This window comes from Terriglobus aquaticus (genome assembly GCF_025685415.1).
GTDB lineage: Bacteria > Acidobacteriota > Terriglobia > Terriglobales > Acidobacteriaceae > Terriglobus > Terriglobus aquaticus.
In genome coordinates, this window is the sequence record NZ_JAGSYB010000001.1 from 3539786 (window position 1) to 3555897 (window position 16112).

Sequence of the window (16112 nt, forward strand, 5' to 3'; positions counted from 1 at the left end):
CCCCAGCTTACAGGCGATAGCCGTCAGAAGGCACGGTGAACTTCCGCTCCGGCGAAGATCATTTTCTTGCCCGCCGGCGAGAAAAAGCGGTCCATGCTGGTGGGTTCGGTCGCGCTTGCCCGGTCCAGTGCCTCCACCTGCTCCCGCGAAAGTTGCAGATCGAGCGCCGCCAGATTGCTGCGCAACTGCTCGACCGTCTTCGCGCCCAGAATGGTCGAGGTCACGCCTGGCCGACTGTACACCCAGGCCAGCGCCATCTGGGCGAGGTCTAAGCCAGCCTCGGCAGCCACCTGCCGCACGCGCTCCAGCACCTGCCAGTTCCGCTCCGTGAACTTCTGGAACGAGGGGAGGTTCAGGTCCAGCCGGCCGCCTCCCTGCTGTGCGCTGCCGCTGGCGTTGCGCGAATACTTGCCGGCCAGAAAGCCTGCTGCCAGCGGACTCCAGGGCGTAATGCCCATGCCGCACACCTCCGCCGCCTTCACGTATTCCGCTTCGATCTCACGGCTGGTCAGCGAGTACTCCATCTGCAGGGCGATCGGGCCGGGAACGCCCCGTGCCTCCGCCAGCGTCGCTATGCGTGTGGCGTACCAGGCTGGCACGTCAGACAAGCCGAAGTAGCGAATCTTGCCAGCGCGAATCAGGTCGCCCATGGATTGCAGGACTTCGTCGATCGGCGTCACCTGGTCCCAGGCGTGCATCCAGAGCAGGTCCACATAGTCGGTGCGCAGGCGGCGCAGCGATCCCTCCAGCGCACGAATGAGGTTCTTGCGGCTGTTGCCGCCCAGCAGCGGCCGTCCCGGGTTGGGGTTGAAGGTGTACTTGGTCGCCAGCACCACGTCGTCGCGCAGTCCGGCCTCCGCGATGTAGCCACCCAGCAGTTCCTCGCTGCGGCCCTTTGCATACACGTCCGCCGTGTCAAGGAAGTTGCCGCCGGCGTCGATGTAGGCGCGGAAGACCTGCTCGCTCACATCGTCCGGCGATCCCCACCGCGGCGTTCCGAAGGTCATGGTGCCCAGGGCAACGGGAGAGACCAGGAGGCCGGAGCGGCCCAGGGTACGCAAATCGTTCGGCTTCATCACCGCATTGGATGCTCCGCAGCAGCAGAGGCGGCGCGGCGCAGCGGCGGACCGTATGCTGAACGAGCATGGAACCATCCAACGATCTCGATCGGGCGATCCTAGCGGCACGCGCCGGGAGCTTGTCGCAGCAGGACTTCATCGCCGCCCTGGTCCACAGCACAATCGCCGTCCCCAGCCGGACGGAGGTGCTCACCGAACTGAGCGAGATCCGACCCATCCTGCTCGACAAGGGGAACGAAACATTCGTCGCCGCATTCACGGAGCCGTCCTATGCGGACGCATTCCGGCACATGGCGGGCTTCTGTGTCGAGATCGAAGCCTTGGCCTGGCTGCGGGCTATCCCGCGCGACATCGGCCTGGTGATCAATCCGGGCATGGACGCGGCCATCCAGTTTTCAGCCGCGGGGGTTCAGCAGATTGTGCGTAACTTCTCGCCGGTGCCAATCAACTAGCCGGTTCCGCAGGCCGCGCCGTTCGTTGCCTTGGAGCGGAGCACTATCGCCCGGTGGAACCAAAGCCGCCTGCACCGCGGACCGTCGCCTGCTGCGAGTCGTCCATCGCGGCGACTTCGACAAACTCCGCCTCGATGCGCCGCACTAGGCGCAACTGTGCAACCCGGTCTCCTGCGGCCAGGGTCACCGGAGCATCCGTCACATTGATCAGCACAACTTTGATTTCGCCGCGGTAGCCCGGATCGATCACGCCTGCCAGCGTGGTGATGCCTCGCATGGCGAGTCCGCTGCGGTCCTCGACCAGCGCACCATATTCGGGAGGAAACGCCATCGCCAGCCCGGTCGGAACTACGCAGGTCTGCTGCGGCATCACCGTTGCGGGAGCAACGCTGTACAGGTCTGCGGCCAAGTCACCGTATGGGCCATGGTGCGCGTAACGCGGCAGTTTGGCGTCGGGGTGCAGGCGGGCAACGGAGACCTGAAGCATGGGGTCAGCATACCGCTGCCGACGGCTTACGCCTGTGGAAGCCAGCAGAGATCAGGTCTGTTCGTAAGTCTGAACCGCGCGCCTATGGCGGCGCGATTCACCGCGGTCCCGCAGCATGGTCCGGGCGCTGCAAGCGCGGCAACGCCACGGATACATGCCGACCAGGGCAAAGACGAACCTCTCCATGAAGCCCTGTCGGCTGCTCCGACGCAGATTGCTGTGCCCGCATCCGGAACAAACACGTTCCACCATCATCTGCACTCCTGCGTTACCCGGTTTGCGGCTGGGGAAGACAAACCACATCCTCCTAACTGCACGCAATACTCCGTTAGACGCAATTTGGGGAACTTGGACCGAATCGGAACTGTATTTTTCTGACACACCGGAGCGTTCGGACCGGCGACTGCTCCTCGCGATCCGAACACCCCGGCTGCGGTGTGTCTGCTACCGAACGGACGGTGGAATCGGGTTCCGCTCCTGAAACTGCCGCTGGTGCCAATACGGGTACGGCACCGGGCGGTCGCTAGCCGCGTCCAGTGCGGCGACCTGCTCGCGCGTGAGCCGGAACTCCGCCGCGGCAAGGTTCGCCTGCAGCTGCTCTTTCTTGCGGGCTCCGATGACGAGGCTGCTGACCGTGGGCTTCTGCAGGAGCCAGTTCAGCGCAATTTGGGGGACCGACTTACCGGTTTCGGCCGCAACCTTGTCCAGGGCGTCGACGACCTTGTACAGGTATTCGTCCTCCACTTCGGGCCCGGCGTCGGCTCCACCCTGGCCGATGCGGCTGTCCTTGGGTGCTGGCTGCCCGCGGCGAATGCGGCCGGTCAGGCGTCCCCACCCGAGCGGGCTCCAGACCAGGCACCCTACGCCCTCGGCAAGGCCCAGCGGCATCAGTTCCCACTCGTAGTCGCGACCCACGAGGGAGTAATAGGCCTGGTGCGCCACGTAGCGCGCCCACCCATATCGTTCGCTCACGTCCAGCGATCGCTGCAGGTGCCATCCACTGAAGTTGGAGCAGGCGATGTAGCGCACCTTGCCCTCGCGCACCAGCTTGTCGAGCGTGTTCAACGTCTCTTCGATCGGGGTCAGGGCATCGAACGCATGCATGTGGTAGACGTCGATGTAGTCCGTCTTCAGGCGCTTGAGACTGCCTTCAACCTGCTGCGTGATGTGCAGGCGCGACGACCCCACGTTGTTCTCGCCGGGGCCAAAGCGGAAGGTAGTCTTGGTGCTGAGCAGAACGGACTCGCGCGGGAGGTGGGAGATGGCTTCGCCCAGAACTTCTTCCGATGCTCCGTTCGAATACACGTCCGCAGTATCGAAGAAATTGACGCCTGCTTCCATGCAGGTGTCGATCAGCTCGCGCGCCTCCGCGACGTCTGAGGTTCCCCACTTTTTGAAGAAGTCGTTGTTGTGGCCGCCGAATGTGCCCGTGCCGTAGCACAGTACCGGGACCTGCAGACCGCTCTTGCCTAGCTGTCGAAACTCCATGCAAGTTCAGATGCTCGCGAGCGCGCGAGGGCACAGCGTCGAACTATGCCGCGCGGGCTTCAGTCTGCTGCTGCAGCTTGGCTTCGATTACGGAAACGCGCTCCGCCAGCGCGGAAACCTGCTTGTAGACCACAAGCTCATTCTCTGCCTTGCTCTGGTTGATGGCTGCCAGAAGGGCGTGGAACTGTGCGTCAGTGCGGGCGTGCGAGGCCTCGAACTTGTCGCTGATGTGCCGTTCCAACGCTGAGATCTGCTCAGAGAGGCGCTTGTCGACCGACGCTATCTGCTCGGAAAGCCGCTTGTCGACGGACGCGATCTGCTCGCGCAGCGACTCGACCTTTACCTTCAGTTCACGCATCCGGAGCAACCACATCCTGAATGGCTGTCTTGACGGTCTGAACGATGTTTTCGCCGCTGCTCATGCGTCTCCAGTGTACCTTCGCCCCGCCTGGAATCAAGAGGCCTGCTGGGAGGCTTCAGCCGTTTCCACCGGCTTATCGGGCTGGGACTGGTAGATCTCTTCTACCCGCGCGACCGTGTCGATCTCGTCCAGCGGTTTGTCGCGGCGAATCTGGAGGATGCGCGGGAATCGCAGGGCGAAGCCGCTGGCGTGACGGTCGGAACGCATGATGTTGTTGAACGCGACCTCCAGGATCATCAGCGGCTCAACCGTGCGGAAGTGGCCATAGTCCTCCAGCGTGTGCGCCTTCAGCCACTCGGTCAGTTCGGCGATCTCCGCGTCCGTCACACCGCTGTATGCCTTACCCACATTCTTCAGCAATCCGTCGGCGTCGCGCACGGCAAAGGTGTAGTCGCTCAAAAATTGCGACTTGCGGCCGTTTCCGTATTCCGCGCCGGTGATCACGACATCCAGCGTGTCGAGCGTGCGCTTCAGTTTTACCCAACTGATGCCGCGCCGGCCCGGTTGGTAGGCCGAACTCAATGCCTTGATCATCACACCTTCGTTGCCGCGGTCGCGGGCGGAAACGTAGGCGCGATCCAAGTCTTCGGCGCTGGCGGCGTGGCGCACTTCGCTCAGCAGCAGCCGCTGTTCGCCCTGCGCCTTGCTCACGCCATCGTCGACAAAGAGCCCACCTTTCGGCATGGGCGCGGGCGTTTCCAGCGGCGAACACGTGACGCGCTCAATGCTGTTGACCACAGCCTGCAAACGCTGCCGGCGCTCGCGCAGCGGCAGGTCCAGCAGAAGCGAACCTCCCGCGAAGAGGATGTCGAAACACATGAAGACTACGGGAGTTCCGCGGCGCACGTCGTTGGTCACGCGCTTGCGGCCGATACGGGGGCTGAGTACGGCAAAGGGAAGCGCGCGGTGCTCGCGCACGTCCCACGCCAGCACCTCACCATCGAGAATCAGCCCTGAGCCGCTCGCGTCACCGAGAACCTCCGGCGTCACGCGGGCAAAGGCTTCGGCGATCTCCGGATAGCTGACCGTCACGTCTTCGCGGTTGCGGGAGTACAGCGCGACGCGCCCCGGTTGTGACGCATCGCCGCAGTGCAGTTGCACGCGCATGCCGTCATATTTGTCTTCAATCTGCGCGTCAATGTGCACCGCATCCAGCGCAATCTGCTCGCGCTCGACCGGGTCGTTGGAGTCAGCGGGCGCGTTTTCCTCGACGGGCTGCTCTGGCACATCTGCCTCCGCGGCAGCAACCTTTTTCTTGCGCTTCTTCGGCTTTTCCGCGGCCTCGTCGGGCTCAGGTTCAGGCACTGCGGAGAAGCGCTTCACCGCCTCTTCCGGCGTGTCCACCGGCGACGCCAGCATGAACCCGAGCGGATGGAACAGCCGCATACGCGCCTCGGCAAGGCGCCCCTGGAAGGCTTTGCGTACCGCGTCCGCCAGGTCGGCTTCCAGCGTGATGGCATTGCGCACGGCCTCTAGCGGCTGCTCGCTGGCGACTGCGACCGCTTCCTCGATCAACGCCTGCTTCACGCCGATGCGCATGTCACCCAGCATGAGCTTCACCAGGTACTTGGCTTCCACGGGCGTCGCGATGCGCAGCAGGTCCGTCAGCAGCTGCTGCCGGATTGCCGTCGTCTTCGCGACGGCGATCTCGGCAAAACTCTCGGCAATGCCTGCGTAAGTGAGTGACGGCGCAGGCGTGTGGCCCTTCTCCGCCCACAAGTCTCCTGTAGCAGCGCCCAGGTCTCCATACCGGCGAAACGCCGCGGTGAACTCTGCATCCGTCGGGTTCACGATGTCGCGGATCACGCGCGACATCATCGCGCCGCCAATGCTCAACTTGCGGGCGTCGAACTCGGCGAAGGGTGTGCCTGCCAGGTACATCGCGAACAGGCCGGCGTCGCGCAGGCCGTCTTCCGCCTCGCCACGCTCGGCTGTACCGGCATCCCGCGCTGCCAGCAAGCCGGCCGCAATGGCCGCTCGTTTCTTCAGCTTGCTGCTGGTGGCGGCCAACTCGTCGGCCAACTGTGCCATGGGAAGGTAAAGGCTCATCGTTGCACCCGCTACCCATAGATGCGCCGCGGCGTCCCGCTGTCGTAAAGCGGCGGGACCCCAGCCTGTCAGACCGTGTATCCCGGCGCATCCGAAGGTGTGGTGCGCGGCCTTGGCCCGCTTGGAGATAGGTATGGCTGGAGAGTTGAAAGGAAAGAAAGTTGCCATTCTGGCAACCGACGGTTTTGAACAGGTCGAACTGACCGGACCGAAGCAGAACCTGGAGGAAGCCGGTGCCACCGTCACCGTGCTTTCCGTGCAGGCGACGCCGAAACAGATCAAAGGCTGGGACAAGACGGATTGGGGCGAGTCCGTCGACGTGGATGCGCAGGTGAGTGAGGCGGATCCGCAGCAGTTCGACGCCCTGGTGTTGCCTGGCGGTCAGATCAATCCCGACAAGCTGCGCATCGACGCCGATGCGGTGAGCTTCGTCAAGCGGTTCGTGGAGACCGGCAAGCCCACCGCTGCGATCTGTCACGGGCCGTGGACGCTGATCGAAGCGGGCGTAGTCAAGGGAAAGACCATGACCTCCTGGCCGTCCGTTCACACCGATCTGCAGAACGCCGGTGCGAACTGGGTGGACAAGGAAGTGGTTGTCGATGGACAGTTCATCACCAGCCGCAAGCCCGAAGACATCCCCGCGTTCAGTCGCGAGATCATTCAGGCACTCAGCAAGTAGCTACGGAAAAGCAGCAGACCTCCCGGAGTGTCCGGGAGGTCTGCCGCTTTGGTGCCGGGATCGATCTTCTACATCTCAAACATCGCCGGCTCTGCGTCTGGGAGAGACGGCGGCCGCCGGTAGATCTGCTTCTGACCCGTCACATGCCGCAGCACTGCAAGTGCCACCAGCAGCACGGACAGCCCGCTGATGCCGTTGACGCCAAGGTGCTGCCAGGCCAGCGTGCTCAGGGCCGAGGAGATCGCCGCGCCAGTGAAGTAGCTGACCATGTAGACCGTGTTGATACGCGAGCGTGCGTCGGGCCGCAGCGCAAAGATGCGTGTCTGGTTCGCAATCTGTGACGCCTGCGCGCCCACGTCCATCACGATCACGGCGACAGCCAGCAGTGCCAGGTACAGCCACACCTGCAGGTGGGCGGTGTGCTCCTGGTGCTGGGCCAGCCGCTCTGTGCCGTAGACCATGCAGTAGGACGTGCCCAGGATCGCCAACGCCATCGACATGACATAGCGCGGTCCGCGCTGGTCGCTCAGTTTGCCCGCAAACGACGCCATCAGCGCACCTGCCGCGCCCACCAGGCCGAAGCTGCCCGCAATCCCCGCGCCCAGCCCGTGCGCTTGCAGCGCGAATGCGAGCGTATTCCAGAACACGGAAAACGAGCCAAAGACGAGCGCGCCCATCAGGCAGCTTTCGCGCAGCAGCGGCTCTTCGCGGAAAACCGTCCACAGCGATCGCATGGCGTCCGCGTAGCGCAGCTTCTGCTTGGGCGGCAGTACCGGCATCAGCCGGCGAATTGCCGGTGCAAAGCCCGCGGAGATGATCGCCGCGATCAGAAAGACCACACGCCAGCCAGGGATGTTCCAGCGCGTGCCGCGCTCCAGGTACACCACAGCGTCGTTGATCCAGCCAGCAAACGTACGTGCCAGCAGCACGCCGAGCAACAGGCCGGTCATCACAATGCCGATCGCCTTGCCACGCTCCTTTGGCTTGGCCAGGTCGGGCGCAATGGGCAGAGCAACGTGCGTGACACAGGCGAGCGCGCCCGCAACTGTGCTGGCCAGCACTAGCAGCGGCAGGGTGGGTGCTACGGCCACCAGCAGCAGCGCAACCGCAACGGCGGCATACAGCTTCGTCATCAGGCCGCGGCGTTCCACAATGTCGCCCAGCGGAACGCAGCACAGCAGGCCGGCGGCGTAGCCCACCTGCGTCGCTACCGCAACCAGGCCGGCCTGTGCGGCACCCACGTGGAAGCTCGCTGCGATCTCCGGCAGCAACGGCTGCGCCAGGTACATGGTGGAGACGCCCACGCCGCAGCACATGCCCAGGAAGGCAAGTGGAGCTTTGGGCTGAACAGGGACTGAAGTTGGCGAGGAGGCGTCGGATCGTGCAGACATCGTGGCTCTTTCGATGTTACGCCGCGGTGCCCGGCGCGGCCGCAAGCGCAGCGCGCAATACGCCGTTCGCAGCCTGCAACTGGGCTTCGGCCTGCTCGCGGCTGCCTCCGCGCGCGGCCATAACGATTGCAGTTTTCACGTTGCCGCCCTCGCGCAAAAGGCCGCTGGCCCGCTCGCGCGACACACCCGTGACCTCCATCACAATGCGCTCCGCACGATCGACCAGCTTGGCATTGGTCGGGGCGACGTTGACCATCAGGTTGCCCAACACATAGCCCAGCTTCACCATCAGGCCGGTGGAGAGCATGTTGAGCACCAGCTTCGTCGCCGTGCCCGCCTTCATGCGCGTGGAACCGGTGATTACCTCCGGCCCGGTGGCCGGTGTGATCGCGAGATCGGCTGCCTGCTCCACCGCCGACCCCGGAACACACGAGAGCCCGATCACGAGGCAGCCCGCATCGCGTGCGTGCTCCATGGCACCCAGCACGTAAGGCGTGCGCCCGCTCGCCGCGATACCGACCAGCACGTCCAGCCCTGCGGATTGGCCGAAGCCATTGGCCACCAAGTCCTGCACACCACGCTCGCGCGAGTCCTCCGCGCCTTCCTCGCTCACGCGCAGCGCCGGGTCGCCTCCCGCGATCAGACCCTGCACCATGTCGCGCGGGACCGAGTAGGTGGGCGGACACTCCGACGCGTCCAGCACACCGAGCCGGCCGCTGGTGCCAGCGCCGATGTAGTACAGCCGGCCGCCCTGGCGCACCCGCTCCGCAATCGCGTCCACCGCCTGCGCGATCGCCGGAATCGTCTCTGCCACGCGGGCTGCGACGGTTGCGTCTTCCTCGTTGATCAGTCGCAGCATCTGCTCCGTCGGCAGGGTGTCAATGTCGGCGGAGCGCGAGTTGCGCGTTTCGGTCAGCAGCGTGCCCAGGTTGGCTTCCATGACTCCAGTATCCGCGATCTCGCTGGCGTCCTCTGTAGTGCGGTCTCACGCCGAGTGGTCCAGCTTCATGACCGGGTTGCTGCGCGGATGTGAGCGCGTCAACATCTGCGGCGGACCAATGAAGAACCATGCAGAAGGTGCGAGATGGCGAAGGTCTGTGAGTCCATCACAGCCACATCCCACAGTCGCGGCTGCATCTGACTTTTCGAAACGGAGCGAATCAATCCTCCCGCAGAAAGCGAGCCGCATGCCTTACTTCCAAGCAAAAGACGGTACCAACATTTACTTCTACGATTGGGGTGCCGGAGCGCCCGTGGTGCTGATCCACGGCTGGCCGCTTTCGTCCGCGTCGTGGGAGTACCAGGCGCGCGTGCTCGCCGACTCCGGCTTCCGTGTCATCGCCTACGATCGCCGTGGTTTCGGTCGCAGCGACTGGGCCGCCAGGGGCTACGATTACGACACGCTCGCCAGCGACCTGAACGACCTGATGGAAGGCCTGAACCTTTCCGGTGCAACGCTGGTCGGCTTCAGCATGGGTGGCGGCGAGGTTGCGCGCTACATCGCACGCTATGGCGAGTCGCGAGTCGCAAAGGCGGCGTTCGTGTCGGCCGTGACGCCCTACCTGCTGAAGACTGACGACAATCCCGACGGCGTGGACAGGAAAGTCTTTGAAGACATCTACGCCCACCTCATCAAGGATCGTCCGGCATTTCTGCAGAGCTTCGCCGAGAAGTTCTTCAACTACTCGGCGCTGCACCACACCGTCTCGTCGGCGCAGTTGCAGTTCGCCGGCCAGCAGGCGTTCATGGCCTCGCCGGATGCAACGCTGAAGCTGGCGCATGCCTGGGCCGAGACGGACTTCCGTGGCGACGCGACGAAGATCACCGTTCCGACGCTGATCATTCACGGCACCAGCGACAAACTTGTGCCGATCGAACACTCCGGCGCGCGCATGAAGAGCCTGGTCGCCAACAGCGAACTGCTGGAGTACGACGGCGAGCCGCACGGCCTGACCAACACCGCGCCCGACAAGCTGAACGAGGACCTCCTGCGCTTCCTGCGCGCACCGGGCCGGGTTGCCGCCCTGTAAACTTGCGGGCTGTAGCGACACAGAGGCGTGGCCGACGAGGCCGCGCTTTTCTGTTGCAACCCGCGCCGGCTCCGGTATCCTGCCGCCGGCGGTCTCCCATGCAAAGCACGTGCATCATTGGCGGTGGACCTGCGGGCATGATGCTTGGCCTTCTGCTGGCCCGCGCCGGTCTGCCGGTCACCGTGCTTGAGAAGCACAATGACTTCTTTCGCGACTTTCGCGGCGACACCACCCATCCATCCACGTTGCAGGTAATGCACGAACTTGGCCTATTGCCGGGCCTGTTGCGGCTGCCTCATACCGAGCTGCGCCGCGCCAGTGCGGTGGTCGGCGGCAGAACATTTCCAATTGCCGACTTCACCCATCTTCCCGTGGCCGCTCCTTTCATCGCGCTCATGCCGCAGTGGGACCTTCTGAACTTCCTCGCCGAACGGGCCGCCCGATATCCCACCTTTCAGTTGCGCATGGGGCACCAGGCGACCGGCCTGCTCTACGACAGCACCGGCCAGGTCAGTGGAGTAACGGTGCGCACTGCGAACGGCGAGGAGAGTCTGCGCGCTGACCTGGTGGTCGGCTGCGATGGCCGCCATGCCACGTCCGTTACTGCTGCGCACCTGCCTGTTGTCGAAACCGGTGTTCCGATCGACGTGCTCTGGTTCCGCATCCCGCGGCAGCACGACGATCCGGAAAACGGTCTGGGCTATGTGAACTTCGGACACCTGGTCGTTCTGATCAACCGCGGCGGTTACTTCCAGGTGGGATTTCTCATCCGCAAGGACGGCCTTCCAGGCTTGCAGCAGCGAGGCCTCCCTGCGTTTCAACAGCTTCTGGCGCGCATCGTTCCTTTTCTCGCGGGCAGGGTCGACTCGCTCCACTCGTGGGTCGACATCAAGCTGCTTACCGTGCAACTGAACCACCTCGAGCGTTGGGCCGTTCCCGGTCTGCTGTGCATCGGCGATGCTGCGCATGCTATGTCTCCGGTCGGCGGCATCGGCATCAACATCGCCATTCAGGATGCGATTGCCGCGGCCAACCGGCTGGTACCGGCGCTGCAGCGGGATGCCGTAACCGTGCACGATCTGCTGAGTGTGCAGCACTATCGCGAGGCCACCATCCGGCGCACCCACGGCTTCCAAAGACTGGCGCACAAGGTCCTAAATCAGATCCTGCAAGCCGAAGGCGCGATGCGGCCCCCGCTGGCTATCCGCGTGTTGACGCGTCTGCCGGGCGCGCAGCGTCTGGCCGGGCGCCTGATCGGCATGGGGCTGCAACCGCAGCACGTCCAGACGCCGGAACAGGCTTTCTGACAACTCTCAAACAAATGGCGTACCATGCTCCCGCAACCAAAACAGGGGAAAACATCGAATGCCGTCACGCCGAGAGTTTCTGGGGAACGCCGCCACCGCCGCCGCGGGTCTCGCCATTGCAGCCAACGCCAAGAGCTATGCGCAGATTGCCGGCGCGAACGAGCGCGTTCACTTCGCCGTAATCGGCCTGAACAGCCGCGCCTACGCGCACCTGTCGTCGTTGAAGGCCAACAAGGCGGACGCCCGCATCATCGGTGTTGCCGATGTAGACACGGTGATCCTCGACCGGTTCGCCGGCCGCACGGCGACGGCCATGGGCGACGCTCCGCGCAAGGAGCAGGACTTCCGCAAGCTGCTGGCCAGCAAGGACGTGGACGTAATCACCATCGCCACGCCCGATCACTGGCACGCGCCCATGGCCATCCTAGGCCTGCAAGCGGGCAAGCACGTGTATGTGGAGAAGCCCTGCAGCCACAACCCGCAGGAAGGTGAGTGGCTGGTCGCTGCGCAGAAAAAGACCGGCAAGCTGTGCCAAATGGGATCGCAGCAGCGCTCGCACAAGGCCACGCAGGAGATCGTTGCCAAGATCAAGTCTGGCGCGATCGGCAAGCCCTACTGGGGCGAGACCTGGTACGCCAACACCCGCAAGCCCATTGGCGTCGGCAAGCCCATCCCGGTGCCGGCAACGCTCGATTGGGACCTGTGGCAGGGCCCAGCTCCGCGCGAGGCCTATCGCGACAATGTTCATCCCTACAACTGGCACTGGTTCAAGACCTGGGGAACCGGCGAAAGTCTGAACAACGGCACCCACGAGGTCGACGTGGCGCGCTGGGCTCTTGGTGTGGAGTACCCGAACAAGGTCACTGCCGCCGGCGGTCGCTACGCCACCCACGACGACTGGCAGTTTTACGACACGCTCGACACCAGCTTCGAGTATCCCGATGCCTTGATCACGTGGAAAGGCTCCTGCATCAGCGGCAAGAAGACCTACGGCCGCGATCGTGGCACCGCTATCCACGGTACTGAGGCGACCGCGGTGATCGACCGCGGCGGATGGGAGATCTACGACCAGAAAGACAAGGTCATCGACAGCTACAAGCAGCCGGCGCACGCAGCGACGTCGTCCGCGGACACGGTCGGTGCCGACAGCATGACCGACGCGCACTTCGCCAACCTGATCGCGGCCATCCGCACCGGCGAAAAGCTGAACCAGCCCATCGCGCAGGGCAACGTGAGTACAACGCTTGTACAACTGTCGAACATCGCCTACTTCTCGCAGGCCGTGCTCACGCTAAACCCGGAGAACGGACACGTCACCGGCAACAAGCAGGCCGAAGGCATGTGGGGCCGCAACTACCAGAAGGGGTGGGAGCCAAAGGTTTAGTTCGCCAGCCCGCGTGACGCAGCTTCTGCTTGGAGCTGAAGATCTCTCCGCTTCGCCAGAAAGATCAAAGCTCCAAGAGGCACGCCTGCGAACAAATACCAGGGAGCATAATCTACGCGGCTCGCATTAGCTGGTGGTATCGCAATCCAGAACAGCCGAAAGCCAAACTGGCTCGTCTGCCAGTTGAAAGACAACTGGCAGACGCCGAGAAGAGTAAACAGTAGCCAACGCCACTTCTTGCGAAGTGGTGTCCGAATGCAGAGGACGAAGGCGTAGAGCACCAGGCCGCCACACGCGAGCGTCAACACCGCCATGCAGTCGTTCCAAAACGGCTTACCCGCAAAGGTGAAACGGTTCGTCTCCTCTAACGACCGAGTAAGTCCGGTGGCATGGAAGCCGACGACCACGGGAGCATTCTCTTTCCTGATTCGCACGTTCGTGACAACCCAGGTAGTGTCGTTGAAGCCGTACTCCGTTATGACTTCAGAGTTCAACTGACTGCCGGACCGCAGCGAATGATAGCCGATGGTTTTCCGAGAGGTGGGCGGACCTTCGGGAAAGAGTGCCTGCATTTTCGCCAGAGTTGGCTCTGTAGCGCCATCCCGCAACGATGCATCCATCTGTTGTTCGATCGCTTGAAAATCGCCGGAGCGCAGAAGCCCTATCAGCTTTGCCGACTCGCTTTCGTCCGCAGATCGCTCAGTAGCTGTCGAATTGCAGCCCGCGAATGTAAGGGCCGCGAGCATGCAGGTGCAGCAAAGGATTGTTCTTCTTCTGACCACGATGCGCACCATCTTACGATGGCGCGCATCATGCTAGCCTCGTAGAGCTACGCGCAGATGCAGTTCACGCAGTTGCTGCTCGCTTGGCGCGCTCGGTGCTTCGCACATCAGGTCGAACGCCTTCGCCGTTTTCGGGAAGGCGATTACTTCGCGCAGGCTGGTTGCGCCGGTCAAGAGCATGACAATGCGGTCCAGGCCGAGAGCGATGCCACCGTGCGGCGGTGTGCCGTACTCCAGTGCCTTCAGAAAGAAGCCGAACTGCTCCTGCAGCTCTTCGTCCGTCATGCCGAGCGTGCGGAAGATCTCCGCTTGCACGTCCTGCTGGTGAATACGGATCGAACCCGAGCCAAGCTCCAAGCCGTTCAGCACCACGTCATACGCCTGCGCGCGCACCGCGCCCTTGTCGTTGTACAGCGCGCCACTAGCGATGTCGGCCTCGTGCGGGCTGGTGAACGGATGATGCGCCGCGTCCCAGGTGTGCTTCTCCTCGTTCCACTCGTACATGGGGAAGTCGGTGACCCACAGGAAGCGGTAGTCGTCGGCGGTGCCTTTCTTCTCAAACAGGCCGTGCTTGTCGGCGTACTTCTTTGCAAGCTCCAGCCGCAGTGCACCGACCTTTTTCGGAATCCACAGGCGATCGAAGTTCCACAGTGCCGGCGTCCCCAGCTTGGGCGTGACGACAATGGCGAGATCGTTGCTGGTGAAGTTCTCGCCGTTGAAGCCGATCGTGGTCGCGTTCAGGTGCGATCCGATATCCTCCGCAAGCGGAACGAAGGCTTCGTTGGTGCGCAGGCGGGCGAGATCCAGAACGTCTAGGCCGGTCTCGCCGAAGAACGCGCGCACCTCGCCCAGCAAGGCCTTGCGCGCGGTGCCGCTCAGTTCGCCAATCTTTGGAATGACGAAGCCAAACACCGGCAGGCCATGCTCGATCTTCAGCGTGGTGCGCAGTTCCGGCGTCAGCACATCGCTCAGGTCAGCCATGTGCGGCAGGCGCATGTCCGGCTTGTCGATGCCGTACTTGCGGATCGCCTCATCGTACGTCATGCGAGGGAAGGGAAGCGTGATCGGCTGATCCGCCGCCGCGAACGCCGCGGCGACAAAGCGTTCCGCTATCCCGAAGATCGCATCCTGCGACGGAAACGTGATTTCCAGGTCGATCTGCGTGAAGTCGGGCTGGCGGTCTGCGCGCGGATCCTCGTCGCGGAAGCAGCGCGCGATCTGGAAGTAACGATCCAACCCGCCGATCATCAGCAACTGCTTGAAGATCTGCGGCGACTGCGGCAGCGCATACACCGTTCCCGGATGCACCCGCGACGGCACCAGGTAATCGCGCGCGCCGCCCGGCGTGGTGCGCGTCAGCAGCGGCGTTTCGATCTCCAGGAAGCCTTCGCCCGACAACTGCGCGCGGATCGCCTGCATGACCTTGTGCCGTACGATCAGGTTGCGCTGCATCTCCGGCCGGCGCAGGTCCAGGTAGCGATACTCCAGGCGCAGCTCTTCGTTCTGCACGGCGTCTTCTGCGGGCGAAAACGGAGGCGTTTTCGCGTCGCTCAGCAGCAGCAGTTCCTTCACGACGACTTCGACATCGCCGGTCGCCATGTTGGGGTTATTCAAGCCCTCGCCGCGCAGGCGCACGGTGCCGATGGCGGCCACCACAAACTCCGGCCGGGCCGCTTCGGCCTTGGCCAGCGAATCGCCGGACTCGCTGCGATCGACCACAACCTGGGTAATGCCACTGCGGTCACGTACATCCAGGAAGATCAGGTCGCCGTGGTCGCGGCGGCGGTTCACCCATCCCATCAGAACCACGGGCTTGCCCGCGTCCGCTGCGCGCAGTTCGCCGCACAGGTGCGACCGCTGGTGCTGGCCTAAGAAGTCAAGTTTCACAATGAGTTCTATTTTATGTCGCGCTGCCGAACGGGGCTGTAGCCCGCGCTCAGAATCGGCCGCAGCGATCAGTCGTGGCGTGCCGCTCCTGAGAGTTCCTTGGCTAGCCACAGACGGCCGGAGGCCCAGTCCCGATTCGCTGTCGCGGTTGAGATTTGGAGAAAGTCTGCCGTTTCCTGCACAGAAAGCCCACCGAAGATGCGCAGCTCCACAACCCTGGCCTGGCGCTCGTCAAGCTTCGCCAAGCGGTCCAGCAGTTCATCCACCTCGCTGAACAGGATCGCTGGAGCCGCCGGTTCCGGCGTTTCGCTCAGGCACAGGGTCGTGTCCTCGCCGCCCCGCTTGCCGGCTTCTTTCTTCTCCTGGTGTGTGCGAAGAATGCGCCGCATCATCTGTGCGGCGACACCGATCACCTGTGCGCGATTGGAAAAGTCGAGGCTGTGCTGGCTGAGTAATCGCAGGTAGGCCTCGCTGATCAGGGCCGTAGGCTGCAGCGTGTGGCCGCGCCGCTCGTTGCTCATGAAGATCGCAGCGACGCGATGCAGCTCCTCGTAAATCACCGGCATGAGCGAGTCGAGCGATCGTTGCGCCCCGGAGATCGCCCCACCCGGTTCCAACATCCTGTCCTGTTCCTGCGTTTGCATCGACTGTGTCAGTCCAAGGAGAAATCAAAAGC

The 16112-nt window shown here is 63.6% G+C and carries 15 protein-coding genes; 5 read left to right on the forward strand and 10 right to left on the reverse strand.

Annotation, left to right across the window (positions count from 1 at the left end; genetic code table 11):
• Positions 1–23: 23 nt before the first annotated feature.
• A complete protein-coding gene (locus tag OHL12_RS14615) occupies positions 24–1076 on the reverse strand; it encodes an aldo/keto reductase (RefSeq protein ID WP_263414552.1) in 1053 nt (350 codons plus the stop codon).
• Between the two features lie 68 nt (positions 1077–1144).
• Between OHL12_RS14615 and OHL12_RS14620 the strand changes: the two genes are divergently transcribed.
• Positions 1145–1531: an SseB family protein gene (locus tag OHL12_RS14620; protein WP_263414553.1), complete on the forward strand. Its 387-nt coding sequence runs from the start codon at positions 1145–1147 to the stop codon at positions 1529–1531.
• A gap of 43 nt (positions 1532–1574) precedes the next feature.
• On the opposite strand, the gene dut is transcribed toward OHL12_RS14620, so the two are convergent.
• The 4 genes from dut to OHL12_RS14640 all read right to left on the reverse strand — a co-directional run bounded on the left by dut (position 1575) and on the right by OHL12_RS14640 (position 5976).
• Positions 1575–2018, reverse strand: a complete 444-nt coding sequence (gene dut, locus OHL12_RS14625) for a dUTP diphosphatase (RefSeq protein WP_263414554.1) — start codon at positions 2016–2018, stop codon at positions 1575–1577.
• Positions 2019–2462: 444 nt separating this feature from the next.
• Complete coding sequence (locus tag OHL12_RS14630) at positions 2463–3506, reverse strand: aldo/keto reductase (protein ID WP_263414555.1); 1044 nt, start codon at positions 3504–3506, stop codon at positions 2463–2465.
• Positions 3507–3549: 43 nt separating this feature from the next.
• A complete protein-coding gene (locus tag OHL12_RS14635; protein ID WP_263414556.1) occupies positions 3550–3864 on the reverse strand; it encodes a hypothetical protein in 315 nt (104 codons plus the stop codon).
• A gap of 96 nt (positions 3865–3960) precedes the next feature.
• Entirely contained in the window at positions 3961–5976 is a 2016-nt protein-coding gene (locus tag OHL12_RS14640; protein ID WP_263414557.1) for an ATP-dependent DNA ligase, read from the reverse strand.
• Between the two features lie 133 nt (positions 5977–6109).
• Here OHL12_RS14640 and OHL12_RS14645 point away from each other — a divergent pair, with 133 nt between their 5' ends.
• The gene (locus OHL12_RS14645; RefSeq protein WP_263414558.1) at positions 6110–6655 is read left to right on the forward strand and encodes a type 1 glutamine amidotransferase domain-containing protein; all 546 of its coding nucleotides are present in this window, start codon (positions 6110–6112) and stop codon (positions 6653–6655) included.
• Between the two features lie 68 nt (positions 6656–6723).
• Here OHL12_RS14645 and OHL12_RS14650 read toward each other — a convergent pair whose 3' ends face one another.
• Both OHL12_RS14650 and murQ read right to left on the reverse strand, forming a co-directional pair.
• Positions 6724–8046: an MFS transporter gene (locus tag OHL12_RS14650; RefSeq protein WP_263414559.1), complete on the reverse strand. Its 1323-nt coding sequence runs from the start codon at positions 8044–8046 to the stop codon at positions 6724–6726.
• 16 nt (positions 8047–8062) lie between these two features.
• On the reverse strand, positions 8063–8986 hold the full coding sequence (murQ, locus tag OHL12_RS14655; RefSeq protein ID WP_263414560.1) for an N-acetylmuramic acid 6-phosphate etherase: 924 nt from the start codon (positions 8984–8986) through the stop codon (positions 8063–8065).
• Positions 8987–9233: 247 nt separating this feature from the next.
• Between murQ and OHL12_RS14660 the strand changes: the two genes are divergently transcribed.
• The 3 genes from OHL12_RS14660 to OHL12_RS14670 all read left to right on the forward strand — a co-directional run bounded on the left by OHL12_RS14660 (position 9234) and on the right by OHL12_RS14670 (position 12767).
• Positions 9234–10076 (forward strand): alpha/beta fold hydrolase, encoded by an 843-nt coding sequence (locus tag OHL12_RS14660; RefSeq protein ID WP_263414561.1) that lies wholly within the window; start codon positions 9234–9236, stop codon positions 10074–10076.
• A 98-nt stretch (positions 10077–10174) separates the two neighbouring features.
• A complete protein-coding gene (locus OHL12_RS14665) occupies positions 10175–11383 on the forward strand; it encodes an FAD-dependent oxidoreductase (protein ID WP_263414562.1) in 1209 nt (402 codons plus the stop codon).
• Positions 11384–11441: 58 nt separating this feature from the next.
• A complete protein-coding gene (locus tag OHL12_RS14670) occupies positions 11442–12767 on the forward strand; it encodes a Gfo/Idh/MocA family protein (protein ID WP_263414563.1) in 1326 nt (441 codons plus the stop codon).
• Here OHL12_RS14670 and OHL12_RS14675 read toward each other — a convergent pair.
• The 3 genes from OHL12_RS14675 to OHL12_RS14685 form a co-directional block, all read right to left on the reverse strand.
• Positions 12764–13561, reverse strand: coding sequence for a YwaF family protein (locus OHL12_RS14675; RefSeq protein WP_263414564.1), 798 nt, complete (start codon positions 13559–13561; stop codon positions 12764–12766). The genes OHL12_RS14670 and OHL12_RS14675 overlap by 4 nt on opposite strands.
• Positions 13562–13582: 21 nt before the next feature.
• Positions 13583–15436 carry an aspartate--tRNA ligase gene (gene aspS / locus OHL12_RS14680; protein ID WP_263414565.1) on the reverse strand — a complete coding sequence of 618 codons (1854 nt, stop codon included), beginning with the start codon at positions 15434–15436 and terminating at the stop codon, positions 13583–13585.
• Positions 15437–15504: 68 nt separating this feature from the next.
• A complete protein-coding gene (locus tag OHL12_RS14685; protein WP_263414566.1) occupies positions 15505–16056 on the reverse strand; it encodes an ECF-type sigma factor in 552 nt (183 codons plus the stop codon).
• Positions 16057–16112 lie beyond the last annotated feature (56 nt).

Coding starts and splice junctions, on each gene's coding strand:
- OHL12_RS14620 (WP_263414553.1), top strand. CDS start 1,145: ATGGAACCATCCAACGATCTCGATCGGGCGATCCTAGCGGCACGCGCC.
- OHL12_RS14660 (WP_263414561.1), top strand. CDS start 9,234: ATGCCTTACTTCCAAGCAAAAGACGGTACCAACATTTACTTCTACGAT.
- dut (WP_263414554.1), bottom strand. CDS start 2,018: ATGCTTCAGGTCTCCGTTGCCCGCCTGCACCCCGACGCCAAACTGCCG.
- murQ (WP_263414560.1), bottom strand. CDS start 8,986: ATGGAAGCCAACCTGGGCACGCTGCTGACCGAAACGCGCAACTCGCGC.
- OHL12_RS14675 (WP_263414564.1), bottom strand. CDS start 13,561: ATGGTGCGCATCGTGGTCAGAAGAAGAACAATCCTTTGCTGCACCTGC.
- OHL12_RS14640 (WP_263414557.1), bottom strand. CDS start 5,976: ATGAGCCTTTACCTTCCCATGGCACAGTTGGCCGACGAGTTGGCCGCC.
- OHL12_RS14650 (WP_263414559.1), bottom strand. CDS start 8,046: ATGTCTGCACGATCCGACGCCTCCTCGCCAACTTCAGTCCCTGTTCAG.
- OHL12_RS14615 (WP_263414552.1), bottom strand. CDS start 1,076: ATGAAGCCGAACGATTTGCGTACCCTGGGCCGCTCCGGCCTCCTGGTC.
- OHL12_RS14665 (WP_263414562.1), top strand. CDS start 10,175: ATGCAAAGCACGTGCATCATTGGCGGTGGACCTGCGGGCATGATGCTT.
- OHL12_RS14685 (WP_263414566.1), bottom strand. CDS start 16,056: ATGTTGGAACCGGGTGGGGCGATCTCCGGGGCGCAACGATCGCTCGAC.
- OHL12_RS14635 (WP_263414556.1), bottom strand. CDS start 3,864: ATGCGTGAACTGAAGGTAAAGGTCGAGTCGCTGCGCGAGCAGATCGCG.
- OHL12_RS14670 (WP_263414563.1), top strand. CDS start 11,442: ATGCCGTCACGCCGAGAGTTTCTGGGGAACGCCGCCACCGCCGCCGCG.
- OHL12_RS14630 (WP_263414555.1), bottom strand. CDS start 3,506: ATGGAGTTTCGACAGCTAGGCAAGAGCGGTCTGCAGGTCCCGGTACTG.
- OHL12_RS14645 (WP_263414558.1), top strand. CDS start 6,110: ATGGCTGGAGAGTTGAAAGGAAAGAAAGTTGCCATTCTGGCAACCGAC.